At 57.0% G+C, this 24,002-nt stretch carries 22 protein-coding genes; 9 read left to right on the top strand and 13 right to left on the bottom strand.

All coding sequences use genetic code 11. The features are described 5' to 3' along the window. Nucleotides 1-2: 2 nt before the first annotated feature. The 4 genes from moaD to E8M78_RS11560 all read right to left on the bottom strand — a co-directional run bounded on the left by moaD (nt 3) and on the right by E8M78_RS11560 (nt 3,730). On the bottom strand, nt 3-260 hold the full coding sequence (gene moaD, locus E8M78_RS11575; protein ID WP_137135192.1) for a molybdopterin converting factor subunit 1: 258 nt from the start codon (nt 258-260) through the stop codon (nt 3-5). Beyond that, complete coding sequence (gene pgsA / locus E8M78_RS11570) at nt 257-844, bottom strand: CDP-diacylglycerol--glycerol-3-phosphate 3-phosphatidyltransferase (RefSeq protein WP_137135191.1); 588 nt, start codon at nt 842-844, stop codon at nt 257-259. Before pgsA ends, moaD begins: the two co-directional genes overlap by 4 nt. A 91-nt stretch (nt 845-935) precedes the next feature. After that, on the bottom strand, nt 936-2,972 hold the full coding sequence (uvrC, locus tag E8M78_RS11565; RefSeq protein ID WP_137135190.1) for an excinuclease ABC subunit UvrC: 2,037 nt from the start codon (nt 2,970-2,972) through the stop codon (nt 936-938). Beyond that, nucleotides 2,969-3,730, bottom strand: coding sequence for an SDR family oxidoreductase (locus E8M78_RS11560; protein ID WP_170973399.1), 762 nt, complete (start codon nt 3,728-3,730; stop codon nt 2,969-2,971). Before E8M78_RS11560 ends, uvrC begins: the two co-directional genes overlap by 4 nt. Before the next feature lie 369 nt (nt 3,731-4,099). On the opposite strand from E8M78_RS11560, the gene E8M78_RS11555 reads away from it, so the two are divergent. Continuing rightward, entirely contained in the window at nt 4,100-4,741 is a 642-nt protein-coding gene (locus tag E8M78_RS11555; RefSeq protein ID WP_137135189.1) for an outer membrane protein, read from the top strand. 64 nt (nt 4,742-4,805) lie between these two features. On the opposite strand, the gene E8M78_RS11550 is transcribed toward E8M78_RS11555, so the two are convergent. From E8M78_RS11550 to E8M78_RS11540, 3 genes are all read right to left on the bottom strand, one after another. Further along, nucleotides 4,806-5,402 (bottom strand): glutathione S-transferase family protein, encoded by a 597-nt coding sequence (locus E8M78_RS11550; RefSeq protein WP_137135188.1) that lies wholly within the window; start codon nt 5,400-5,402, stop codon nt 4,806-4,808. A gap of 16 nt (nt 5,403-5,418) precedes the next feature. Beyond that, nucleotides 5,419-6,084, bottom strand: a complete 666-nt coding sequence (locus E8M78_RS11545; protein WP_137135187.1) for a ribonuclease — start codon at nt 6,082-6,084, stop codon at nt 5,419-5,421. 77 nt (nt 6,085-6,161) lie between these two features. Beyond that, nucleotides 6,162-7,025, bottom strand: coding sequence for a 23S rRNA (adenine(2030)-N(6))-methyltransferase RlmJ (locus tag E8M78_RS11540; protein ID WP_137135186.1), 864 nt, complete (start codon nt 7,023-7,025; stop codon nt 6,162-6,164). Between the two features lie 86 nt (nt 7,026-7,111). Here E8M78_RS11540 and E8M78_RS11535 point away from each other — a divergent pair, with 86 nt between their 5' ends. From E8M78_RS11535 to E8M78_RS11520, 4 genes are all read left to right on the top strand, one after another. Then, nucleotides 7,112-9,247, top strand: coding sequence for a molybdopterin oxidoreductase family protein (locus E8M78_RS11535; protein WP_137135185.1), 2,136 nt, complete (start codon nt 7,112-7,114; stop codon nt 9,245-9,247). Further along, entirely contained in the window at nt 9,244-9,837 is a 594-nt protein-coding gene (locus E8M78_RS11530; protein ID WP_137135184.1) for an NUDIX domain-containing protein, read from the top strand. Before E8M78_RS11535 ends, E8M78_RS11530 begins: the two co-directional genes overlap by 4 nt. 64 nt (nt 9,838-9,901) lie before the next feature. Beyond that, the gene (locus tag E8M78_RS11525; RefSeq protein WP_348640116.1) at nt 9,902-10,327 is read left to right on the top strand and encodes an alpha/beta hydrolase; all 426 of its coding nucleotides are present in this window, start codon (nt 9,902-9,904) and stop codon (nt 10,325-10,327) included. A 320-nt stretch (nt 10,328-10,647) separates the two neighbouring features. Then, entirely contained in the window at nt 10,648-10,986 is a 339-nt protein-coding gene (locus tag E8M78_RS11520) for a metalloregulator ArsR/SmtB family transcription factor (RefSeq protein WP_246658298.1), read from the top strand. Nucleotides 10,987-11,034: 48 nt separating this feature from the next. Here E8M78_RS11520 and purN read toward each other — a convergent pair whose 3' ends face one another. Next, nucleotides 11,035-11,667 carry a phosphoribosylglycinamide formyltransferase gene (gene purN, locus E8M78_RS11515; protein ID WP_137135182.1) on the bottom strand — a complete coding sequence of 211 codons (633 nt, stop codon included), beginning with the start codon at nt 11,665-11,667 and terminating at the stop codon, nt 11,035-11,037. Then, nucleotides 11,664-12,737, bottom strand: a complete 1,074-nt coding sequence (gene purM, locus E8M78_RS11510) for a phosphoribosylformylglycinamidine cyclo-ligase (protein WP_137135181.1) — start codon at nt 12,735-12,737, stop codon at nt 11,664-11,666. Before purM ends, purN begins: the two co-directional genes overlap by 4 nt. Nucleotides 12,738-13,035: 298 nt before the next feature. On the opposite strand from purM, the gene E8M78_RS11505 reads away from it, so the two are divergent. The 4 genes from E8M78_RS11505 (at nt 13,036) to ppx (ending at nt 18,750) form a co-directional block, all read left to right on the top strand. Next, the gene (locus tag E8M78_RS11505) at nt 13,036-14,199 is read left to right on the top strand and encodes an AI-2E family transporter (protein WP_137135180.1); all 1,164 of its coding nucleotides are present in this window, start codon (nt 13,036-13,038) and stop codon (nt 14,197-14,199) included. After that, nucleotides 14,183-14,893 carry a DnaA regulatory inactivator HdaA gene (gene hdaA, locus E8M78_RS11500; RefSeq protein WP_137135179.1) on the top strand — a complete coding sequence of 237 codons (711 nt, stop codon included), beginning with the start codon at nt 14,183-14,185 and terminating at the stop codon, nt 14,891-14,893. Before E8M78_RS11505 ends, hdaA begins: the two co-directional genes overlap by 17 nt. A 149-nt stretch (nt 14,894-15,042) precedes the next feature. Next, nucleotides 15,043-17,223, top strand: coding sequence for an RNA degradosome polyphosphate kinase (locus E8M78_RS11495; RefSeq protein ID WP_246658330.1), 2,181 nt, complete (start codon nt 15,043-15,045; stop codon nt 17,221-17,223). 6 nt (nt 17,224-17,229) lie between these two features. Further along, nucleotides 17,230-18,750 (top strand): exopolyphosphatase, encoded by a 1,521-nt coding sequence (ppx, locus tag E8M78_RS11490; RefSeq protein WP_137135177.1) that lies wholly within the window; start codon nt 17,230-17,232, stop codon nt 18,748-18,750. An 8-nt stretch (nt 18,751-18,758) separates the two neighbouring features. Here the strand turns inward: ppx and E8M78_RS11485 are convergent, their stop codons facing one another. The 4 genes from E8M78_RS11485 to E8M78_RS11470 form a co-directional block, all read right to left on the bottom strand. Next, nucleotides 18,759-19,748 (bottom strand): adenylate/guanylate cyclase domain-containing protein, encoded by a 990-nt coding sequence (locus E8M78_RS11485; protein ID WP_170973398.1) that lies wholly within the window; start codon nt 19,746-19,748, stop codon nt 18,759-18,761. A gap of 174 nt (nt 19,749-19,922) precedes the next feature. After that, nucleotides 19,923-21,074, bottom strand: a complete 1,152-nt coding sequence (gene rnd, locus E8M78_RS11480; RefSeq protein ID WP_137135175.1) for a ribonuclease D — start codon at nt 21,072-21,074, stop codon at nt 19,923-19,925. 144 nt (nt 21,075-21,218) lie between these two features. Then, nucleotides 21,219-22,625, bottom strand: a complete 1,407-nt coding sequence (locus E8M78_RS11475; RefSeq protein ID WP_137135174.1) for a multicopper oxidase family protein — start codon at nt 22,623-22,625, stop codon at nt 21,219-21,221. Between the two features lie 87 nt (nt 22,626-22,712). Further along, complete coding sequence (locus tag E8M78_RS11470) at nt 22,713-23,960, bottom strand: MFS transporter (RefSeq protein ID WP_137135173.1); 1,248 nt, start codon at nt 23,958-23,960, stop codon at nt 22,713-22,715. Between the last annotated feature and the right edge of the window lie 42 nt (nt 23,961-24,002).

The following is a 24,002-nucleotide window of genomic DNA, read 5'->3' as shown; positions in this document are numbered from 1 at the left end:
TCTTATCCACCCGTCATCGGTGGGAATATGCCGATTTCGCGTGCGCCGGTGATCGGTTCGTCGTGGTCGACGTGTTCCTGATTGATGGCGAGGCGGATGACGTCCGGATACTGAAGTGCTGCTTCGTATTCTTCGCCCAAGGTCTTCAGGTGATTCAACAGATCACGACCTGTCACGACTGTTTCCGGAACCTCGATTTCCTCTTCCGGCTTGTCAATCCGCTCCCGAACCCAGGCAAAATAGACGAGCTTCACCTTCATTCTTCTTCCACCACATGCTTGAGGCCAGCACGGAAATAATCATAGCCGGTGTAGATCGTGAGAATGGCCGCGATCCACAGGAAGGCGCGTCCGATCTCGGTTGTGTAGGGCAGAACCTTGTCACCGGCATCGCCTGCCAGCAGGAAGGCGATAGAGACCATCTGCAAGGTCGTTTTCCACTTGGCAATGCGTGTGACAGGCACGGCGACCTTCAGTGCGGCCAGATATTCCCGCAGGCCCGACACCAGAATTTCCCGGCAGAGAATGGTTATAGCCGCCCACAGTGACCAACCCGCAATCGTGCCATCCGCTGCCATCAGCAAAAGGACGGAAGCAACCAGCAGTTTGTCGGCAATCGGATCCAGCATGCGCCCGATATTTGACGTCTGGTTCCAGATACGCGCCAGATAACCGTCGAGATAGTCTGTAATTGAGGCAACAACGAAGATTGCGAGAGCGGTCCAACGCGCCACATCGGAGCTTTCGAGGCGCCCCTCGACAAAAAAGCACGCCACGACGACCGGTACGGCTACGATACGCGCATAGGTCAGAAGATTGGGAATGTTCAGTGCGCGCGATGCCATGGTCAACCTGTCAGTTGCAATTGCCTTTAAGTGATGCTTCGGACTTAAAGCGTCAACCCAAAATTCTTGAGTTGAGCGTATCGGTCCAAACTCAGCCTGACCTATTTTCATGAAAGTGATTGTAGATCTGTTTCGCGACCGACTCCGAAATTCCCTCCACCGTCATCAGATCGGTTATTCCGGCCCGGGAGACGGCTTTTGCGGTTCCGAAATGCTGTAGAAGAGCCCGCTTCCGCGATGGTCCGATGCCTGAAATCTCGTCGAGCGGATTTTTGACCATCTCTTTCTTGCGACGCGCCCTGTGAGAGCCGATTGCAAAACGGTGAGCCTCGTCCCGAAGGCGTTGGATGAAATAAAGGACCGGATCCCGCGGCGGTAATGAAAAATCACTGCGGTCATCGGCAAAGAATCGTTCGCGCCCCGCGTCGCGGTCAACGCCTTTGGCAACGCCAATGGCCGTGATGACCTGCCTGATACCAAGCTCATCGAGAATCTTGCGCACCGCAGACATCTGCCCCTGACCGCCGTCTATGAGGATGACATCCGGCCATGCTGGGAAGCCAGCATCTGCCGCATCTTCCGGCGAAGGGGCGCTCGATCGATCCGGCAAACCTTCCTCCTTCAGAAGACGGGAGAAGCGCCGTGTCATCACCTCGCGCATCATGCCAAAGTCATCGCCGGGGGTAATGTCGGTCGATTTGATATTGAACTTGCGGTACTGGCTTTTGACGAAGCCTTCCGGTCCGGCAACTACCATGCCGCCCACGGCATTCGTACCCATGATGTGGGAGTTATCGTAGATCTCGATCCGGCGCGGCACATAGGGCAGGGCAAAGGTTTCCGCGAAACCCTTCAGCAGCCGCTCTTGCGATGCCGTTTCTGCGAGACGGCGTCCATGAGCTTCGCGCGCATTGGCAAGCACATGGTCGCTGAGATCCTTTTTCTCCCCGCGCTGTGGCACGGAGATGGTGACCTTGTATCCGGCCTTCTCACTCAGCGCGTCCGCAAGCAGAGTCTGTTCGTCGATCGTTTCAGATAGAAGGATCTGACGCGGAACTGGCTTGTCGTCGTAGAACTGAGCAAGGAAGGCGTTCAAAACTTCCGAGCCGTGAAGCTGCGGGTCCGCCTTGGGGAAATAGGCCTGGTTGCCCCAGTTCTGGCCCGCCCGGAAGAAGAAGACCTGAATGCAGGTCAATCCGCCTTCGTGATAAATCGCAAAGACATCGGCTTCTTCAACGCCAGCAGGGTTGATGCCCTGATGGCTTTGAACATGGCTGAGCGACGCCAGCCGGTCGCGATAGACGGCGGCACGTTCGAAATCCAGATCGGCAGAGGCCTCTGCCATCTGGCTGGCGATGGTCGCCTTGACGCTCTGGCTCTTGCCGGACAGGAAGTCCTTCGCTTCCTGCACCAGAAGCCCGTAGTCCGCATCGCTGATCTCATGCGTGCAGGGTCCGGAGCAGCGCTTGATCTGGAACAGAAGACACGGACGGGTGCGGCTTTCAAAGACGCTATCGGTGCAGGTTCGCAGCAGGAAGGCTCGCTGCAGGGAGTTAATCGTACGACCAACCGCACTGGCCGAGGCAAACGGACCGAAGTAGTCGCCCTTGCGGGCCCGCGCGCCGCGATGCTTGTAGATGGCCGGTGCCCGATGATCGCCCGTGATCATGATGTAGGGAAAGCTTTTGTCGTCGCGCAAAAGAACGTTGAAGCGAGGGCGCAGCCGCTTGATGAGGTTTGCTTCCAGAAGCAGGGCTTCAGTTTCCGTTCGGGTGGTCACGAACTCCATCTGCGTGGTTTCGCGCACCATCTTCGACAGACGGTTGGAATGAACCCGACCTTGCGCATAATTCGAGACCCGCTTCTTCAGGCTGCGGGCCTTGCCCACATACAGCACATCGCCTGCTTCGTTGAACATGCGATAAACGCCCGGTGCGTTTGGCAAATGCTTCACGAACTCGGCAATAAGGTCGGCGCCCTTGAGGCCCGACTCGTTCTTCCAGCCCTCGTTCCACTGGACGCCAGACAGCGATGACGCCGCTTCCGCTTCCGGCTGGATTACGTCGTCTTCATCGTCATCTGATTCGTCGTAGAGAACGCCGCCGTCAGGCAGTTTCGTTCCATTCATTCAATGATCTCCGCCACATCAGGCGTTTCCCAGGCCAGATGCTGGCCACCATCCAAGGCTATCATTTGGCCCGTGATGGACGGAGTGTCAAAAAGAAAACGGATCGTTCGACCGAATTCACCCTGTGACGGACCTTGCTTCAACGGCAGACCGGCAATCTGCTTGGCGAAATCTTCTTCCGCCTGGCGTTCGCTTTTGAAGGAGGGGCCGGGGCCAATACCATTGACACGGATGCGCGGCGCATAGGCCTGTGCAAGCGTCTGGGTCGCGGTCCACAGTGCGGCCTTGGAAAGGGTGTAGGAGTAGAACTGAGGAGTCAGCTTCCAGACACGCTGATCGATGATGTTGACGATGAGCCCGGTCTCGCGCTCCGGCAACTGTGCCAGCAGACCAGCCGAAAGAATGGACGGAGCCCGGACATGAATCGCAAAATGCTTGTCGAAGATATCCGGTTCGAAGCGATCCGGCTCATCCTTGAGGAATATCGAGGCACTATTCACAAGGCCGGTAAGGGGGCCGAGTTCCGCAGCAGCTCTGCTGATCAGCATTCCGGTCTGCCGGTCGTCCAGCAGATCGGCCTGCAAAGCTACGGCTTGGCATCCCTGATCTCGAAGCTTTGCGGCAAGGGCTTCCGCTTCGGCGAGCGAGGAGTTCGCGTGGATCGCAACGGCGTGCCCGTGACGGGCAAGATCTTCGCAAATTGCGCGACCCATGCGCCTGGCGCCGCCGGTCACAAGTATGGTTTGTCTTTTGTTCACGCGGTCACTCGCATTTTAATGAGTTTTCACTGACGCTTATTCATAATTGAGCTTTACGGCGCATGCCTACGGATAGATCGGGAAAGCGGCTTCATTTTATTATACATGGATTTATTGATGTATTCACGCGCCTGTGAATAATAGATCTTATGCAGATCTGACGTATACACTTCGTTATGGTTAATAAAATGCATGTTGCATCCAAGCAACATCCAGATTCAGCCATCGCTCTGCCACAATCAATTCACATTTCGGTACTTTCAATTCCTCATTTCCCCACCAATTTCACTGTCAACGCGACGGGAAACCAAAAGCCTGCTGTAGACAAAGGCAGCTTCTCCCTCACGGCACTGAAAAGGAGAATTAAGTATGCGTACTCTTATCGCGACACTCATGGCATCTGCCGCCGGCCTCATCGCTGTTTCGGCCCATGCGGCTGATGCTGTCACCCAGGTTCCGGAAGCACCGGCTGCCGTCGAAACTGCAGCACCTGTGGGCAACTGGTCTGGTTTCTACCTCGGTGGTTACGGCTCGTACGACATGGGCAAGTTCAAGGGTGGCTCCAGCCACACCGACGCTGACGGCGCAGGCGGCGGCGTATTCGGTGGCTACAACTGGCAGAGCGGCCAGATCGTATACGGTGCTGAAGCGGACCTCGGCTACAACGGTCAGAAGGGCGCTGCAGGCAACGGCACCGTTGGCAAGGAAAAGCTGAACGGCTCTGTTCGTGCTCGCGTTGGTTACGATCTGAACCCCTTCATGATCTACGGCACAGCTGGTCTGGCGGCTGCTGACCACGAAGTCTCGAACGCTAGCGGTACTGACAGCAACACGGCTCTCGGCTACACGGTCGGTGCCGGCGTCGAAACCATGGTAACGAAGAACATCACCGCTCGCGTTGAGTATCGTTACACGGACTACCAGGACAAGGATTACAACCTCGGCGGCACGAACTTCTCGCGCGGCTTCGACGACCACTCGGTCAAGGTTGGTATCGGCGTCAAGTTCTGATCCGCGTAATCTGGATCAAGAAGCGGTCGGAGGGAAACCTTCGGCCGCTTTTTTTTAGCCGTGATCAGGCGGCGGGTTTCACACTCGCGAACTCAGGGAACAGCTTCGAAAATTGTTCTGGCCACGAAGCAAGCTTCGGCCTGCCATCCGCCCATTTGCCAGCAAAGCGCAGATCAAGATAGCCAATCAGTGCAGCCAGCGCGAAGTGGCCGCCGTGCAGGCTGTCGCCAACGACCGCAAGGTTGGCCTCGAGATAATCCAGGCCCCGTGTCACCTTGCTCCACTGCTTGTCGATCCAGGACTGCTCGACCTTGTCCTCGGGCCGGAACCGACCTTCATAGATGATGGCGAGCAGGCAATCCGTGATGCCATCGGCCAGCGCCTCTAGCACTTCCGCTTCGGTTCTTGCCTCGGCATCTAGCGGATAGAGCTTGCCGCCAGACTGGCGGTTGAAGAATTGCATGATGGCAACAGAATCGTAAACAGGCTTCTGGCCTTCGCGGAGCAGGACCGGGATCTTGCCCAGTGGGTTGTTATCGATGAGTTCCGGCGGTTCGGCATTGGTGTCGACACGAACTTCTTCGACCCCGAGTGCAAGATGGCGCGCCGCCATGCGGCATTTCGCGGAGTAGGGGGAAGTGGGAGACACAAGCAATTTCATGGCAGTTCCTTACAGTTTACTGTGCCGGCGGCACGGTGATGCGTTTGATCTTGCAGCCACCCCGGTCAACCTGCGTGCAGGGGCGGAATCCCAGATCCTTGGTCATGCAGATTCGCAGCTCCTCAAGCTTGGAAGCTTCGCAATTGACAGCAATGGAGTCTGCGGTGAGCCCCGGATTGATCTCGGTGAATTTCTGCTCGATGGCCTCGGCCGAGAAAGTCCCGGCGGTCGTGAGAGCGGTCAGATCCTGCGGCAGCTTGACCTTGTTGTAGGCGCTGCGGATTTTTTCCAGATACTCCTTCTGGGAAAGGCCCGTACAGGTTCCATGCTTGCGCCATTGGTGCCCGATGAGGCCCATGGACGGCATGATGTCGAAATAGGGGCGTCCAACGGCATCCGGCACTGTTCGTGGTTCGGAACTGGCGCAGGATTGGGGATAACCACTTTCATTCTGCGGCCAAAGCCCATGGACGATGAAGGAGAATTTCTTGTCGGTGCCACATTGCTGCGGGCTCTTCTGTCCTCGCTCGCCTGAGCAGAAGGTGGGTGACCAGGACAGGGCCAGAACGTAGAAATCAAAGGCTCCGGCCTTGTCCTCCGCGAGAGTCGGCGGTGCGGTGGCGAATGTGCTTGCAACGAGGGCAGTCAGGGCAATCAGTTTTGGAAAAATAGAACGGAACATGAATCAAATCTCCGATGCACGGAGAAGATGTCCCGGCGTGCGTGCCGGGTCAAGCACCGTTCCCTCGCGACTGACGACTAAGTTTCTATGCGTTCTTCGCCACGCAACCAGAATGCACGTGTGGACGCAAAACGATCCTGAGCAAGCAGATCCTTAAGTGCTGGCAGAAGACGATGAAGGTCATCTTTCAGCGTGAAGGGTGGGTTGACGATGATGAGGCCAGAGCCGGAAAGACCGGTGCCATCCCGGTCACTTTTCACTGAAAGCTCGGCGCAAAGCATCTTGGGAATGTCCAGTGCCTGCAATTCCTCATGGAAACGCCGGATCGGCGCGCCTTTTTTCAGCGGATACCAAAGGCAATAGGTGCCACCGGAAAAGCGACGATAGGCCGTTGCCAGTCCCTGAACAAGCCGTTCGTATTCTCCATCGATCTCGAAGGGCGGGTCTACCAGCACGATGCCGCGTTTCTCCTTCGGAGGAAGATGCGCACCAAGCGAGAGCCATCCATCCAGCTCCGTGACGCGCACCTGAAAATCGCCCTCGAACAGGCGAGCCAGGCGGCGGTAATCATCGGGGTGCAGTTCCATCGCCGCAAGCCGATCCTGTGGACGAAACAGGTTGCGCGCCAAACGAGGGGAGCCGGGATAATAGGTAAGTCCACCTACGGGATTTTCAGCGCGAACCGCGTCAAGATAGGGCTGCAGAAGACTAGCAACCTGGCTGTCCAGATCGGCTTCCAGCAAGCGGCCAATACCATCCCGCCACTCGCCCGTCTTCTGCGCTTCTTCCGAAGAAAGGTCGTAGAGCCCAATACCGGCGTGGGTATCCAGAACGCGGAATGCCTTATCCTTCTTCTGCATATGGCGGATCAGCAGTGTCAGAACTGCATGTTTGAGAACATCGGCAAAATTGCCTGCGTGATAGATGTGCCGATAGTTCATTCGAAACCCTGCTGGATAATTTCAATAGATTTGATGGAACGCAAATGCCGCTTTCTGCAAGCTTCTGCATGTCCTATAGGAATGGCATGAACCTTGCGACTCCGATTTCCCTGAAAAACACCGTCGGTCATATGGCCAAAGCCACCGTATGCCCGCATGACTGTCCCTCGGCCTGCGCGCTGGAAGTGGATCTGACCGATGATGGTCGGATTGGGCGTGTGCGCGGGGCCAATGCCAACACCTATACCGCTGGCGTCATCTGCGCCAAGGTCGCTCGCTACGCGGAGCGCCTCTACCACCCGGAGCGGTTGCTGGCGCCGAAGCGCCGCAAGGGAGCAAAGGGGGAAGGCAGCTGGCAGGAGATCTCCTGGGACGCAGCACTCGATGAGATTGCCGAAGCCTTCGTGAAAGCTGAGGCCCAGAATGGTAGTGAGGCGATCTGGCCCTATTTCTATGCCGGCACCATGGGGCAGGTACAGCGCGATTCAATCGAGCGTCTTCGCCACGCCAAGCGTTATTCGGGCTTCTTCGGCTCCATCTGCACCAATATGGCCTGGACAGGCTATGTGCTGGGAACGGGCGCTTTGCGTGGTCCTGACCCGCGTGAAATGGCGAAATCCGATTGCGTGGTGATCTGGGGTACGAATCCCGTAGCGACCCAAGTCAACGTCATGACCCATGCGGTGAAGGCGCGCAAGGAGCGGGGCGCGAAGATCGTCGTTATCGACATCTACGACAGCCCGACGATGAAGCAGGCGGATGTGAAGATCATTCTGAAGCCCGGCACGGATGCGGCGCTTGCCTGCGCCGTCATGCACATCGCCTTCCGCGATGGTTACGCCGACCGGGAGTACATGGCGAAATTTGCCGACGATCCAGCGGGATTGGAAGCGCATCTTCAGGCGAAGACGCCGGAATGGGCGTCCGACATCACCGGGCTTTCGGTCGAGGAGATCGAGGCCTTTGCGCGTCTGGTAGGTACGACCAAGAAAAGCTTCTTCCGCCTGGGCTATGGCTTTACGCGCCAGCGCAACGGGACGGTCTCGATGCATGCTGCGCTTTCTATCGCCACGGTGCTCGGCTCCTGGCAGTACGAGGGCGGGGGCGCCTTTCACAACAATGGTGAACTCTTTCTGCTCGACAAGCGCGAACTGATGGGCACGGCCTATGTCGACCCCGATATCCGTATGCTCGACCAATCCCAGATTGGTCGCGTTCTGACAGGCGACCCGGTGGCGCTGCGCCATCGCGGACCAGTGACTGCGCTTCTGATTCAGAATACCAATCCGATGAACATCGCGCCGGAGCAGCGGCTGGTGCGGCAGGGTTTTCTGCGTAATGACCTGTTTGTCGCCGTCCACGAGCATTTCATGACAGATACCGCGCAGGTGGCCGATATCGTTTTGCCTGCGACGATGTTCGTTGAGCATGATGATCTGTACCGCGCTGGCGGTCAGAACCACATTCTTCTTGGTCCGAAACTGGTCGAGCCACCGGCCACCGTGCGCACCAATCTCTTCGTCATTGAGGAACTCGCCAGGCGTCTTGGCGTGGACCACTATCCGGGCTTCGGCTTGAGCGAACGCGAACATATCGACCGTATGCTGCTGCCGAATGGCTATCCGGGCTACGACCAGTTGCTGGTGGACAAGTGGATCGACTGTCAGCCGGGCTTTGAGGAGTCTCATTATCTGAACGGCTTCGGTTATCCGGATGGGAAGTTCCGCTTCAGGCCCGATTGGGCGAACGGTCCATCCCCCAACAAGACGCCAGCCAGCATCGGTCCGCTCGGCCCCCACGCGGAGCTTCCGACATTCCCCGATCAGGTCAATGTTATCGAAATGACTGATGAAGAGCATCCTTTCCGGCTGGCCACATCACCTGCGCGCAACTTCCTGAATTCCACATTTGCGGAGACAAAAACCTCGCGCGACAAGGAGGGGCGTCCGGAGGTGATGGTTCACCCGGATGACGCTGCCAACCATGGCCTTGAGGACGGCAGCGTTGTCCGTATCGGCAACCGGCGAGGGGACCTGCGCATCCACGTCAAGATCGTCGCGACTGCCCGGCGCGGCGTGCTGATTGCCGAAGGGCTCTGGCCGAATGGTGCGCATCTGGACGGTGAAGGAATCAACGTACTGACCGGAGCCGATCCGGTAGCACCCTACGGCGGCGCCGCCGTTCACGACAATCGGGTGTGGCTCAAGAAGGAAATGGCATGACGCATCCAGTGCGACCCGAAGTGACCATCGTCGAGAAGAAGCTACTTTCCGACAACTGGTATTTTCTCCACAAGGTCAGCTTCGACTATACGGGTCGCAACGGCAAGACGAGCAGACTGGACCGCGAAGTCTATGATCGGGGCAATGGCGCGACGATCTTGCTGTACGATCCGAAGCGGGATCTGGTGGTTCTTGTCCGTCAGTTCCGTATGCCTGCCTATATGAACGAGACTGATGGGTTGCTGATCGAGACTCCGGCAGGCCTTCTGGACGGCGAGCATCCGGAAGAGGCCATTCGCCGCGAAGCGATTGAAGAAACCGGCTATCAGGTGCGCGATGTGCGCTTTCTGTTCAAATGCTTCATGTCGCCCGGTGCGGTGACAGAGCTCATCCACTTCTATGTTGCGCTGATCGATGTGGAAGACCGGATTTCTGACGGTGGCGGTCTGGAGGAAGAGAACGAGGATATCGAGGTACTAGAAGTGCCGCTCTCGCAAGCTTTGATCATGGTGGAGAGTGGCGAGATCCTCGACGGCAAGACGATCATGCTGCTGCAATGGGCGCTGCTCAATCGCGAAAAGCTTCGGTAGGGTTAGGACGGAACGCTGATCACGGCAACGCGTTGAATGGGCAATCCAGTGAAAGGATCCCCCGATGACCATGATCAAGACCCGGACCGGCGCAGAACTTTACGTAAAGGATTGGGGGCAGGGTCACCCGATCGTTCTGCTTCATGGCTGGCCTCTGACCTCAGACACCTGGGACGATCTTGCTGATGTCATCGCAACGCTTGGCCTGTCAGACGTAACACTCGTCGGATTTTCGATGGGTGGCGGGGAAGTGGCGCGCTACATGTCGCGCCATGGCGGAAGAGGCGTGGTCAAGGCAGCGCTCGTAGCTTCGGTTGTTCCCTTCATGCTGAAGACTGAAGACAATCCAGGAGGCACTTCCGAGACAAAGTTTGCCGAAATGACCGACGGCATGAGAGAAGATCGGGCGCAATTCTTCCGTGTTTTCTTCAAAAGCTTTTACGGCGTGGGCGTCTTTACCGGATCGGTGAGCGACGCGGTGCAGAACTGATTGAGTATGAAGGCGCGCCTCACGGGTTATTCGCATTCCACAATCAGAGATTGACTGAAGATATTCTAAATTTTCTAAAAAAATGAAGGAAATGGTGTCCCAATAGCCCATCCTCCGACATCTATACTCTAATTTTAGTATATTGTCGTGTCTGGCGCTGTACATTATCGTTACATGTATGGCGGGCAGGGTTTGAGCTCTCTGGCGCCCTGACACCGGAAGCATCATTCGGGGTGCCAGTCAAAAGAGAGCCAAAGCATCGCGCATGTCAAAGCGGTCATACTGACCATGGCTTGGCACGCACAGGACCGCTGTCTCGGATGGAGTTGGTTATGACATACGCAGCAAGCAGTGCCGCCTTCGAAGTTGAAAGCCTGGCTTCGGATACGCCGCAGGTGTCTGAAGTTATCAGTTACCTCAAATCATTGGCCCATCCAGTGAGACTGAAAATCGCTTGCGCTCTGATGGAAAATGAATACTCGGTCGGCCAGCTTGAGCAGCAGGTGAACGTCCATCAGCCAACCCTTTCGCAACAATTGACGGTGTTGCGCGAAGGCGGCCTCGTTGATACACGCCGGGAGGGGAAACAGATTTTCTACCGTATGAAGGAAGAAAAATCTGTGGAGCTGATGGTGGCATTGTCCCGAATTTTCGCCTGATCGGCGCTGGTGATCAATTGGCTTGAGACTAGGCTCGCAAGATCTCTGTCAAATGCTGATGATGTGTTGATCAGGCCTAAGTCCAGTTTGCTGTTCTTGGCTTCTGGATAGAGCGATCTTCTGCAAGGCAAGTTTATAGGTTTTATGCTCCACGATCAGGACGCGATCTGCGAGAGACTGCGCCGTATCATCGTGAAGGATGGGCACAGCCGCCTGCGCGATAATCGGTCCTTCGTCCATACCTTCGGTGACTATGTGAACCGTGCAGCCGGCCACCTTCATGCCTGCGTCGATTGCCCGTTGATGCGTGTGCAAACCCGGAAACAGCGGCAAAAGCGAAGGATGGATATTCAGGATGCGCCCCTCATACGGACGAATGAAGTCCGACGAGAGCAGGCGCATGTAGCCCGCCAGACAAATGAGGTCCGGGTTCAGTGAGGCAAGCGCTTTGAGTACCGCACCTTCATGCTCTGCCTTGGAACTGTAGCTCTTGCGCTCGAAGGCAAACGTCGGGATGCCGCGTCCTTCGGCTTTGGCAAGGCCGCCAGCGTCCTTGCGATCCGAGATCACGCCCACGATCTCGGCAGGAAAATCGTCCGACGCACAGGCATCGGCGAGCGCCAGCATGTTCGAACCGCCGCCCGAGATCAGGACAACAACGCGTTTGCGGATCTGGCTCATAGAGCAAGTGTTCCCTTGTAGATGGTTCCGGCTGCACCTGCTTCCCGAGCAACCATTCTGCCAAGCGGCACCACCACTTCACCCTCACGATTGAGAACCTCTGTCACCGCCTGCGCATTTTCCGCTGAGACAACGGCAATCATGCCGACCCCGCAATTGAAGGTGCGCAACATTTCGGTGGCGACAACGCCGCCCGTTTTTGCAAGCCACGAGAAGACGGGCGGAACCGGGATGCTGTCGAGATCGATTTCTGCGGCCAGATGATCCGGCAGAACGCGCGGAATATTGTCCGGGAAGCCGCCACCAGTGATGTGCGCGAGGGCCTTGAGGGCGTTCGTTTCGCGGATCGCCTTCAGCAGCGGCTTTACGTAGATGCGGGTTGGTGTCAGCAGGGCTTCGCCAAGCGTCTTGCCGTCGGAGAACGGAGCCGGATCGCTCCATGAAAGGCCTGAGACCTCCACTATTTTGCGTACAAGCGAAAAGCCGTTCGAGTGAACACCCGATGAGGTCAGACCGAGAATGACATCGCCAGCCTTAAGATCGCCGGTCGGAAGCAACTGTCCGCGTTCGGCAGCTCCAACAGCAAACCCTGCCAGGTCATAGTCGCCATCGCGGTACATGCCGGGCATTTCAGCGGTTTCACCGCCAATCAAGGCGCAACCGGCTTGACGGCAGCCGTCCGCGATGCCGAGAACGATTGCGGCACCCTGTTCCGGATTAAGCTTGCCGGTCGCGAAATAATCCAGGAAGAACAGCGGTTCGGCGCCCTGCACGACGAGGTCGTTCACGCACATGGCCACCAGATCAATGCCGACGGTATCGTGACGATCTGCATCGATCGCGATCTTCAGCTTGGTACCGACGCCATCATTTGCTGCAACGAGAACCGGGTCGGTAAAGCCTGCGGCCTTCAGATCAAACAGGCCGCCGAAGCCACCAATCTCGCCATCTGCGCCGGGACGACGCGTGGAGCGGACGGCGGGCTTGATCTTCTCGACCATGAGATTGCCCGCATCGATATCGACGCCGGCATCGCTGTAGGTAAGACCATTCTTGCCTGCTTCACTCATCATGCGTCTCCATACGGGTTTGGCAGGTGCTGCAGCACTGACCCGGAGCGGCAGTCGTGCCTTGAGCGGAAACCTGCAATCTTGCTCAAAATCCCGGCTCCGCAACCCTGTCGGCAACGGTTCCATTCTTGCGGCTGGCCATGGCACGGAGTGCCACCAGATGCAAGAGTTTGCCGGTGTTTGCCCCTGTTTTCCAAGCTCGATCGGTCAGATTTCCGCTCGGTGTAATCCAACTTGACCTTGATGGCAGGTGCAGCCTATCCCACTTCATGGACGCAGTGCAGCAAGGAACCCTTTCATGGCCTATCACATCAGCGGTGCAAGCCTTCGGCGTTACGTGCTGTTCTGGCTTTGCGCGTTCGTAGCCTTTGTCATCTTTCTGCTGGCCTTCAGGACGATCCTGCTGCCCTTCGTAGCGGGCATGGCATTGGCCTATTTTCTCGATCCGGTCGCCGACTGGCTGGAACGTCGCGGCCTTAGCCGACTGATGGCAACCATCGTCATTCTCATAAGTTTCATTCTGATGTTCGCCATTGCGCTGGTCGTGGTGGTGCCACTCATCATCGGCCAGTTCAGCCAGTTCGCGCAGGTCTTGCCCGATTACGTGACACAGCTGCAGCAACTGATCGCCAACCCCGAAAACTCCTACCTTCCCAAGTGGATGGTGACGCAGATCCAGAATGCCAAGCAGAACTTCTCCGGCCTGATGTCGGAGGGCGCGGGGTTCATCGGCGGACTGCTGAACCAGTTGTGGAATTCGGGAAAAACGCTGATCGATGTTATTTCGCTTCTCGTCGTCACGCCCGTTGTCGCCTTCTACATCCTGCTGGATTGGGACCGGATGGTTGAAAAGGTTGACAGCTGGGTTCCGCGCGATCAGGTCCATACCATCCGCCAATTGGCGCGGGAGATGGATAATGCCGTCTCCGGCTTCATCCGTGGGCAGGGGTCGCTGTGCCTCATTCTCGGCATCTACTATGCAGTCGGCCTTTCTCTTGTCGGTTTGAACTTCGGCCTGCTGATAGGCTTCGTCGCGGGTATGATCAGTTTCATCCCGTACATTGGTTCGCTGGTCGGTTTGATCCTGGCCGTTGGCGTAGCACTGATGCAGTTCTGGCCCGATTACGGGTGGATCATCGCCACGATGGCCGTGTTTTTCTCTGGACAATTTATTGAAGGCAATATTCTCCAGCCAAAGCTTGTCGGCTCCAGCGTCGGCCTGCATCCGGTCTGGCTCATGTTTGCCTTGTTGGCCTTCGGTGCCATGTTCGGCTTCGTTGGCCTTCTGATTGCAGTTCCTGCTGCCGCGATGATCGGCGTGCTTGTGCGTTTCGCTCTATCGCGGTATCTTCAAAGCGACATATATTTCGGCCATTCGGCTGCCCTGCCTTGGGATGAAAAGGCGGAAGTCGCAACAAAGGCCGTGCAAGAGCCCCAAATTTCGCATGACAGAGACGCTTGAAAAACAAAAGCGCCAGCGCGCCGAGCAACTTCCGCTGGCGCTAACCCATGATGCAGCAATCGGTCGGGATGATCTTCTCGTCGCGGAACCGGTGAGTGCTGCAGTTGCAATGATTGATGCATGGCCGCACTGGAATGCTCCCGTCGTCATCCTGACGGGGCCTGCTGGCTGTGGAAAGACCCATCTGGCCAATATCTGGCGCGAGAAGGCCGGTGCCGAGATCATTCAGCCGAAAGCTGGCGCGCAGGCAGCGACGATCGCGTCTTCGGGTCCGGTTCTCTTCGAGGATGCGGACCGGGTTGCTTTTGATGATAACGAACTCTTTCACGTCATCAACAGTGTCCGGGAGAATGGACATAGCCTGTTGATGACTGCACGGCTCTGGCCGATGTCCTGGCCCGTCACCCTGCCTGATCTTCGATCCCGCCTCAAGGCGGCGACGGTGGTTGAAATCGGTGAGCCAGACGAAGACCTGCTGGGACAGGTCATCATCAAGCTCTTTGCAGATCGTCAGCTGCATATCGATGATCGCATCGTTGCCTATATCGTGGCACGCATGGAACGCTCCATGCAGGCAGCCCAGGGTGTTGTTGAGCGGCTGGATCATCTGGCTCTGGCAAGGGGTACGAGGATTACGCGCAATCTCGCGGCCGAAGTGCTGGAGAGTTTCTCGACGGACGATGCGGAAGATTGACTGTCATCTTTCCGTCGTTGAAAAGTTATAGGGGCGGAAGGAAGGGCCGGAACAGGCGTTGATTCCGGCTGACGCGCACTACGCCATGCGGCGCCAGTGGTGTCGGGAAACTCCTGTTCAGACTTTGGGAAGGGTCGTCAATGGATCAGATGTCGGAAACCAATGTGCTGCCGCCTGTTGCGGAGGCACCCAGCATCGATCTGCTGAGCAGCCCTGAGCGGTTCATCAACCGGGAATTTTCCTGGTTGCAGTTCAATCGGCGTGTTCTTGAGGAAACCTTGAATACGGCCCATCCGCTTCTGGAACGGGTCCGTTTCCTGTCAATTTCTGCGGCCAACCTGGATGAGTTTTTCATGGTGCGCGTCGCAGGCCTCGAAGGGCAGGTGCGTCAGGGTATCGTCGTGCGCAGCCCCGATGGCAAGACGCCGGCCGAACAGCTTGAAGAGATCCTGAAGGAAATCGACAATCTTCAGATGGAGCAGCAGGCGTCTCTAGCCGTCCTGCAACAATATCTGGCCAAGGAAGACATTCTGATCGTGCGCCCAGCCGCCCTGTCGGACGCGGATCGAAGCTGGCTGGCAACCGATTTCGAGGACAATCTTTTCCCGATCCTGACGCCACTGTCCATCGATCCCGCCCATCCGTTCCCGTTCATCCCGAACCTCGGCTTTTCCATGGGGCTGCAACTGGATAGCAAGAGCGGGCGCGAACCGATGACGGGCCTGCTGCGTCTGCCGCCGACGCTGGATCGGTTCATTCGCCTGCCGGATGAGGGTGCAACAATTCGCTACATCACTCTCGAAGATGTCGTGAGCATGTTCATCGACCGTTTGTTTCCGGGCTATGAAGTAAAGGGCGCCGGTACATTCCGCATCATTCGCGACAGCGATATCGAAGTCGAGGAAGAGGCCGAGGATCTTGTCCGCTTCTTCGAGACGGCGCTGAAACGCCGCCGACGTGGCAAGGTTATCCGGATCGAAACGGATAGTGAAATGCCTGCATCGCTGCGTCAGTTCGTGGTGCAGGAACTTGGTGTACCGGATAACCGTATTGCCGTTCTTCCCGGATTGCTGGCGCTCAATACCCTGTCGGAAATCACCAAGGCCCCGCGCGATGATCTGCGGTTCGAGCCCTACAATGCCCGCTTTCCCGAGCGCGTTCGCGAGCACGCGGGCGATTGTTTCGCCGCCATTCGCGAAAAGGACATGGTGGTCCATCACCCCTATGAAAGCTTCGACGTCGTCGTTCAGTTCCTGTTGCAGGCGGCACGCGATCCGGATGTCCTGGCGATCAAGCAGACTCTCTATCGTACCTCAAACGACAGCCCGATCGTCCGCGCCCTGATCGATGCCGCTGAGATGGGCAAGTCTGTCACTGCGCTCGTTGAGCTCAAGGCGCGGTTCGATGAAGAGGCGAACATCCGCTGGGCGCGCGATCTGGAGCGGGCAGGCGTACAGGTCGTGTTCGGTTTCATTGAACTGAAGACGCATGCAAAGATGTCGATGGTCGTGCGTCGCGAGGATGGCAAGCTGCGTACCTATTGCCACCTCGGCACCGGCAATTATCACCCGGTTACCGCCAAGATCTACACGGATCTTTCGTTCTTCACGTGCAATCCGAAAATTGCGCACGACATGGCCAATGTCTTCAACTTCATCACCGGCTATGGCGAGCCTGAGGAGAGCATGAAGCTGGCCGTTTCGCCCTATACACTGCGGCCTCGTATCCTGAAGCATATCGAGGAAGAGATCGTTCATGCGACTGAAGGACGTCCTGCGGCGATCTGGATGAAGATGAACTCGCTGGTCGATCCGGACATTATCGATGCGCTCTATCGCGCCAGCCGGGCAGGCGTCGAAGTGGATCTCGTCGTGCGCGGCATCTGCTGCCTTCGTCCACAGGTCGAAGGTCTCTCGGAAAATATTCGCGTGAAGTCGATTGTCGGTCGCTTCCTGGAGCACAGTCGCATCTTCTGCTTCGGCAATGGCCAAGGGTTGCCATCGGAAAAGGCTCTCGTCTATATCGGCTCTGCCGACATGATGCCGCGCAATCTTGACCGAAGGGTCGAAACGCTCGTTCCCCTTCTTAACCCTACCGTACACGAGCAAGTCCTTTCACAGATCATGCTGGGCAACCTGATTGACAACCAACAGAGCTACGAGATACTGCCCGATGGAACATCGCGCAGGATTGAGGCGCGCAAAGGTGAGGAACCTTTCAACGCGCAACACTATTTTATGACCAACCCAAGCCTGTCAGGGCGAGGGGAGGCATTGAAGTCGAGTGCGCCGAAACTCATCGCGGGCATCATGTCCGGACGTAAGAAATAGGGCTTTATGGTACGATCTGATGCACAGGGGCGTCTCCCCGGAAGCGCTCCTGTTTCCGTGGTGGACATTGGGTCCAACTCTGTTCGCCTCGTGGTGTACGAAGGTTTGTCTCGTGCACCTGCCGTTCTCTTCAACGAGAAAGTCCTCTGTGGGCTCGGCAAGGGAGTTGGTCTGACCGGCAAGATGGATGAACAGGCGGTTGAACGCGCGCTCAATGCGTTGCGTCGGTTTCGTGCACTGTCAGATCAGGCACAGGCAACGCGCATCTTCATCCTTGCAACGGCTGCAGCCCGTGAAGCGAGCAATGGACCTGCGTTCATCGAAGAGGCGGAGCGCATCCTCAGCCATTCAGTTCAGGTTCTGTCCGGTGAAGAGGAAGCTCTCTATTCGGCCCTTGGTGTCATAAGCGGCTTCAGTGAAGTTGACGGAATTGTCGGCGATCTGGGCGGCGGTTCGCTTGAACTCATTGACATCGAGGCTGGGAAGGTTGGCAAAGGCATCACGCTGCCGCTCGGCGGTCTGCGCCTCTCAGAAGTGTCTGGTGGGTCGCTCGCGAAGGCGCGCAGCCTTGCAAAGGCACATGTGAAGGATGCAGCCCTTCTTGCAAAGGGGCAAGGCCGCACCTTTTATGCGGTTGGCGGAACCTGGCGCAATATCGCCAAGCTGCACATGGAGATGACGCATTATCCACTGCACATGATGCAAGGGTATGAGTTGCGTTTCGACGAGATCCAGAACTTTCTTGAGCAGGTCGTGCTTTCGAAGGACAGCAAGGATCCGGCCTGGCAATCGGTGTCCAAGAACCGCAGGGCGCTTCTGCCATTTGGTGCAGTTGCCATGCAGGAAGTGCTCAGCGTCATGAAGCCGGCGCGTGTGATCTTTTCCGCGCAGGGCGTGCGTGAAGGCTATCTCTATGCCCAACTGCCCAAGGAGGAGCAGGCAGAAGACCCGCTCTTGCTGGCATCCGATCAACTGGCGATTCTGCGCGCTCGCTCACCCGAGCACGCACGTGAACTTGCGGAGTGGACCGGTCGTATGGTGCCCTCCTTCGGGATCGATGAAACGGAAGAGGAAAGCCGCTACCGGAGAGCGGCATGCCTTCTGGCGGACATCAGCTGGCGCGCTCATCCGGACTATCGCGGGCTTCAGGCTCTTAACCTGATCGCGCACTCGTCATTGGTTGGTATCACGCATCCGGGTCGCGCCTATCTTGCGCTGGCCAATTACTATCGTTTCGAAGGTCTGCATGACGATGGCGCGACGGAACCTCTTTCGCAGATCGCCACGCCCCGATTGCTGGGTCTTGCCAAACTTCTGGGCGGACTGCTGCGCGTGGTCTACCTCTTCTCAGCGTCCATGCCGGGTGTCGTCAACCACCTTTATTTCCGTAAGTCCAACCAGCCGGATCTGGACCTCGAGCTTGTTGTTCCGCACGAATACATCAACTTTGCTGGCGAGCGCCTGGACGGACGTCTCCAGCAACTGGCTAAACTGACAGGCCGTCGTCTCGCGTTCGTTTTCGAATAGTCCGCCATCTAGTCGCCTGACCGTCTCAGTGCGAAAACGGTGAGGGGGGCATCATGACCTTTGATCGTATGCGCGCCACAAGTTTGGGCGGTCACATTGTCTGGGAGATTCATCCGGCCCAGAAGCTCGGCTGATATCAGAACAGGTTCTCCAAGGGTCTCGCAAAGGCCCTCTATTCGCGCCGTCGTATTCACGACATCGCCGAAATACGTGATTTTCTGGTGAAATAGACCGATTGCGGCGGTAACCACCGCGCCACCATGGAGAGCCGCGCAAATCCTCGGCGCCCTGCCAAACTGCTGGATCCACCAGTCCTTGTTGCTCTCCAACTCACTCAGGATCGCGCAGAGACACAAGATGCAACGTGCCCCGTCTATGCCTGATTTCAAGCGCCACGTGATGATGGCGCAATCGCCGACATAATCGTCTATCTCCCCGTCATAGGTCCGAACATGTTCCGCAAAACTTGCAAAGATTTCTCCCAGAAATTCCTGCGCCCGCAGATCGCCGAACTCACGCGCGTAGCTGGTTGAACCAACAACGTCGATGAAAAGGAAGATGCGCTCCTCCTTCAGAGGCTTTCTGTAGCGACCCGTGATGAGGCTGGAAAATACCTCCCGGCCAAGCAACTGTCTAATCCGCAACAGTGTGATCCCCACGAAGAAGAAGACCATCGTGTAAAGAAAGCTTGTTAGTCTGAGGATCAGAACATCGCGCCACTCGGCATCAGCAAGACCCGAAAGCTTCAAACACGCGCCCGCGATGCCAAAACCCGTTCCCGTCAGAACCAGATAGGCAAGCAACGTGCTGATGAAATAAGTTGGCGTGGGTAGCTTCTGTATCCGTGCGTGTAGTCCCGGAAACAACCTGCCAGCTTCGAAAAGAATGAGGGGAAGGCTGCAGGCCAGAGCGTAGATCGCACCGATGTAGTACGCTTTGCTGTCCGTAAACAGCACCATGTAAAGCACGCCCGTAAGCGCGACAAACAGGCAGAGCAAGATCCATCGCCAGAAGGGCATTACAGCCCGGCCGCTTGGCGTTGCGAGGCGCTTCCTTATAGGTCTTTGCATGACTTTCGCCAAGTTGCCGACTGCAGGTTTCAGACGATCGCTTCTACCATTCCTCACTCAAGGAAAGATGAAGGCGCCTCACGAAAACCGGTGAACTCCGGTTCAAAGTCCTAGGTCCACCGCCTCGACGCGCTTGTCCACAAAGCGAAGCGCGACTTCACCGGAGATGAGCTTGAGAGCCGGATCCCCGAAGAGATCCTTTCGCCAGCCTTGGAGAGCAGGCACATCCGCTGACGCGCCATCGGTCGCAATTTTGTCGAGATCGTCGCTACTGGCGAGAACCTTCGCGGCCACGCCATGTTTTTCGGAAACCAGTCGCAACAAAACCTTCAACAATTCCACGGCAGACTGAGCGCCTTCAGGAACATGCGTGTGCTTTGCGGCCTGCGGCATGTCCGATCGCGGCAGGCTCAAGGCTTCGTTGACCGCAGACAGGATCGAAGCGCCTGAAGAGGAGCGTTCCCATCCTTTGGGGATCGTGCGCAAACGGCTCAATGCGTCTGCGTCCTTCGGCTGTTGCTGGGCAATCTCGAAAATCGCGTCATCCTTGAGCACCCGGGAGCGAGGCACGTTACGGCTTCGCGCTTCGCGCTCTCTCCAGGCGGCGACATATTTCAAAACCGCCAGTTCCTGCGGTTTGCGTAGCCGCGAGCGCAGACGTAGCCAAGCGTCGTCTGGATGCATGTCGTAGGTTTCCGGCGATTCCAGAACCGCCATCTCCTCACTCACCCAGGTTGTACGACCTTCTGCTTCCAGCTTGTTCTTGAGGAAGAGATAGACATCACGCAGATGGGTGACATCAGCCAAGGCATAGTCCAGCTGCTTTTCCGAAAGGGGTCGTCTGCTCCAGTCGGTGAAACGTGATGACTTGTCGATCTGCACATTCTTGATCCGCTGGACAAGTTGATCATAGGAGATCGAGTCGCCAAAGCCGCAGACCATCGCGGCAACCTGGGTGTCGAAAATGGGATGTGGTATCAGGTTGCCGAGATGGTAGACGATTTCCAGATCCTGACGTGCGGCATGAAAGACCTTCACGACATCCGGATTCGCCATCAACTCGAAAAAAGGCTTCAGATCCAAGCCCTTGGCGAGAGGATCGACGATGACCTCAAGGCCCGGGCCTGCCATTTGAATGAGGCATAGCTCTGGCCAGAAGGTCGTTTCACGCAGGAACTCCGTGTCAACGGTCACGAATGGCGAGCGGGCAAGTGTTCGGCAGGCTTCCTCAAGGGCAATTGTCGTATCGATCATCAGCTTCGTCGGCAGGAGTTGAGAATAAACGTTCTACCTTCCTTCTCCTTTCGTCAGCCAAAGTCAACAGAAGGACCGTTGCGATGGATCAACCCCCGGTATTATCCGCCGCTTTGTAGTCCAGACAGCAACAATGTACAAATTTCAGGTGACTCTCACGTAAGATGTCATTCCGCTCTTCTGATGCTCGATGATGTGGCAATGCAGGACCCAGTCACCCGGATTGTCGGCAACCAGTGATAGTTGTACCTTCTCGTCTGGCATGGCGAGGTATGTATCGGTAATCAGAGGCGGAACCTGCCTCATGTTGGAAGAGACGACCTGAAAATTCATCCCGTGCAGATGGATCGGATGGATGTGCGGCGTCAGGTTCTCCAGATTGAAGACATAGCTCTTGCCCAGCTTCAGCTCCGCAAGCGGCGCGGTAGGATCCGCACTGTCGCCCGGCCAAGGCACACGATTGATGGCCCAGAACGTATAACCAAGCGAGCCGCAGAAGGATTCCTTTGCGCCGCCCTCTGCCGTAGCGCTGAGAATCAGCGGAATCTGCTCTGCATTCTTGAGATCAGGCTCCTGCCATGGATTGGCTGAGAGAGGAGCCAGATCTTCAAGGCGGTGCTTGAGGCTTTGGCCAATGGCCTTGAAGGTCGCAACAGTTTTCGTTGTGGAAGGGCGAGTGTCCAGGAGCGACACGACACTACCTTCGATATCCGGCATGCGCAAAGCAAGGTCGAGGCGCTGGCCGGGCCCGATGACCGCGCTTTCCAAACGGAAAGATTTTGGCACCGGCTGGCCGTCAATGGCAATCACATCGGCATCGGCTCCGTCCAGCCGAAGCTGGTAGATGCGGGTCACGTCACTCGCAACAAGCCGCAGCCGTACAATCCCGCCCGATGGCGCCTCATAGACAGGCTGAACCTGCCAGTTCGCTCCCCTCACAGTGCCAAATGTTCCGTTTCTTGCGGCGTCGCGCGGCTTGAACTGCTCGATGAACTCTCCCTTGGCCCCAAGACGCCAGTCCCGCAGGTTGATCGCGATCTCGGCGTCGAACTGCGGATCTCTTGGGTCCTCGACGATCAGCATTCCCGTCATGCCGCGACCCATCTGCGTCAGTGTATTGCAATGGGGGTGGTACCAGAAGGTGCCTGCATCGGGCGCCGCAAACCGATAGTCGAAGCTGTCGCCCGTGTAGACATAGGGTTGGGTCAGAAAGGGCACGCCATCCATCCGGTTCTCGATGCGCAGGCCATGCCAGTGAATTGTCGTTGGCTCATCGAGACGGTTCACGAGTTTCGCGGAAAAAGGGTCACCACGCTTTACACGCAAAGTCGGTGGCATCAACGCATCCGGCTCGCCGAGGGAGCGGTAAGTCATAACGCCATCGGTCAGATGCTGACCGTCCAGCGAGGCTTTGGCTTTCACGGCCTCGAGTTCAACCTTGGTGGCGGCGTTTGCCGTTCTGCTTGAAAGCGCAGCGGCACAAATCCCCGCTCCATAGGCGGCAATGCCAAGCCCAGCTTTCAGCAAATTTCTGCGGTTGATCTGGATCATGGTGGCGCACCCTGCTTGTTATCACCGCCTTTTAAACCTGAGATGCATAATCATCAATCGGATGGAACGGGCAGAGTGACGCAGTGCTCAGGTCCGTGGTTGCCGGCGCTCGTCATCGGGTGCGCCGGCCAGTTTGTTGAAATAGGCAGAGGTCCGCAGCAGGGCCCGAAAGCGCCCCGGTCTTTGTTCCGGTGGAACGGCAGGGCGAGTTTTCATTCTCAGGAATGTATAGGCGAGGAACCCGGTGAAGATGAAAGAGGTGTAGATAAAGAACACTTTGGGGCCGATGAACTGCAGCAAAAGCGATGCCAGGAGTGGCCCGATGGTCGCCCCGATGGACCAGAAGAAAAGAAGCCCTGCCGAAACCAGTGCGTGCTCACCCGGCTTTGCGTGGTCATTGGCGTGCGCCGAGCAAAGCGAATAAAGTGGCATAGCAAACGCACCGTACACGAAGATGCCGATGATGTTTGCTGTTTGATCGAGGCCCGCAACGAATGAAAGATATCCGCCCGTTAGAATGGTGCCGATTGTTGCCCAGATGATGACTTTTCGCCGGTCAAGCCTGTCGGAATAAAGGCCGAGGGGATATTGCAGAACGACGCCGCCAATGATGCCCGCGCTCATGAAGGTGGCAATGCCCGTTACGCTCATGCCGATATCCTGGGCGTAGATCGGTCCAATGTTGCGGAAGGCTGCCATGGAGAGTCCTACGGCTATGACGCCGACCACGGAAAGCGGCGAGATCCGCCAGACGGCGCGAATGTCATAGTTGATCGCTTCCGGCGGGGATGGGTGTGAGCGGTCTGCAACCGATATTGGAACCAGCGACATGGCCATCGCAATTGCTACCAGCGAAAAGATCACCGGACCTTCGATGCCGATGGCAGGAATGAGATACTGGGCCAGCGTTACCGATGACAGATCGACCAAGCGATAGACAGATAGCGTCCTGGCCCGATTGGCATTGGTGACCTTGGCGTTGATCCAGCTTTCGATGACAGCGAATAGACTGGCCACCGCAATGCCGATGACAAACCGCATCAGCATCCAGAAACCGGGTTCGATAAAGAGCGGCATGAGAATGCTACAGCTTGCCGTGATGGCCGCCATGGCCGCGAAGCTGCGAATATGCCCGATCGACCGCAGAATACGGGTTACATAGAGGCAGCCGATGGCAAACCCGATGCTGTAGGCTGCACCGATCATTCCGATCGTTGATGGTGAAAAGCCCTCCGCAGACCCTCGAAGCGCAATATAGGTGCCTTGCAGGCCGTTGCCGCCAATCAGAATGCCGGCAGTAACGAGCAGGGGGATCAGCGGACGTATGGTGGACATGGTTCGGGCCATCTGCTGTGCTTGACGAGCGACGGGCCATTC

The sequence above is a fragment of the Rhizobium sp. FKY42 genome (assembly GCF_005222835.1).
GTDB lineage: Bacteria > Pseudomonadota > Alphaproteobacteria > Rhizobiales > Rhizobiaceae > Neorhizobium.
The sequence above is the reverse complement of the archived record's forward strand: the minus strand, read 5'-3'. Positions and strand labels throughout refer to the sequence as shown.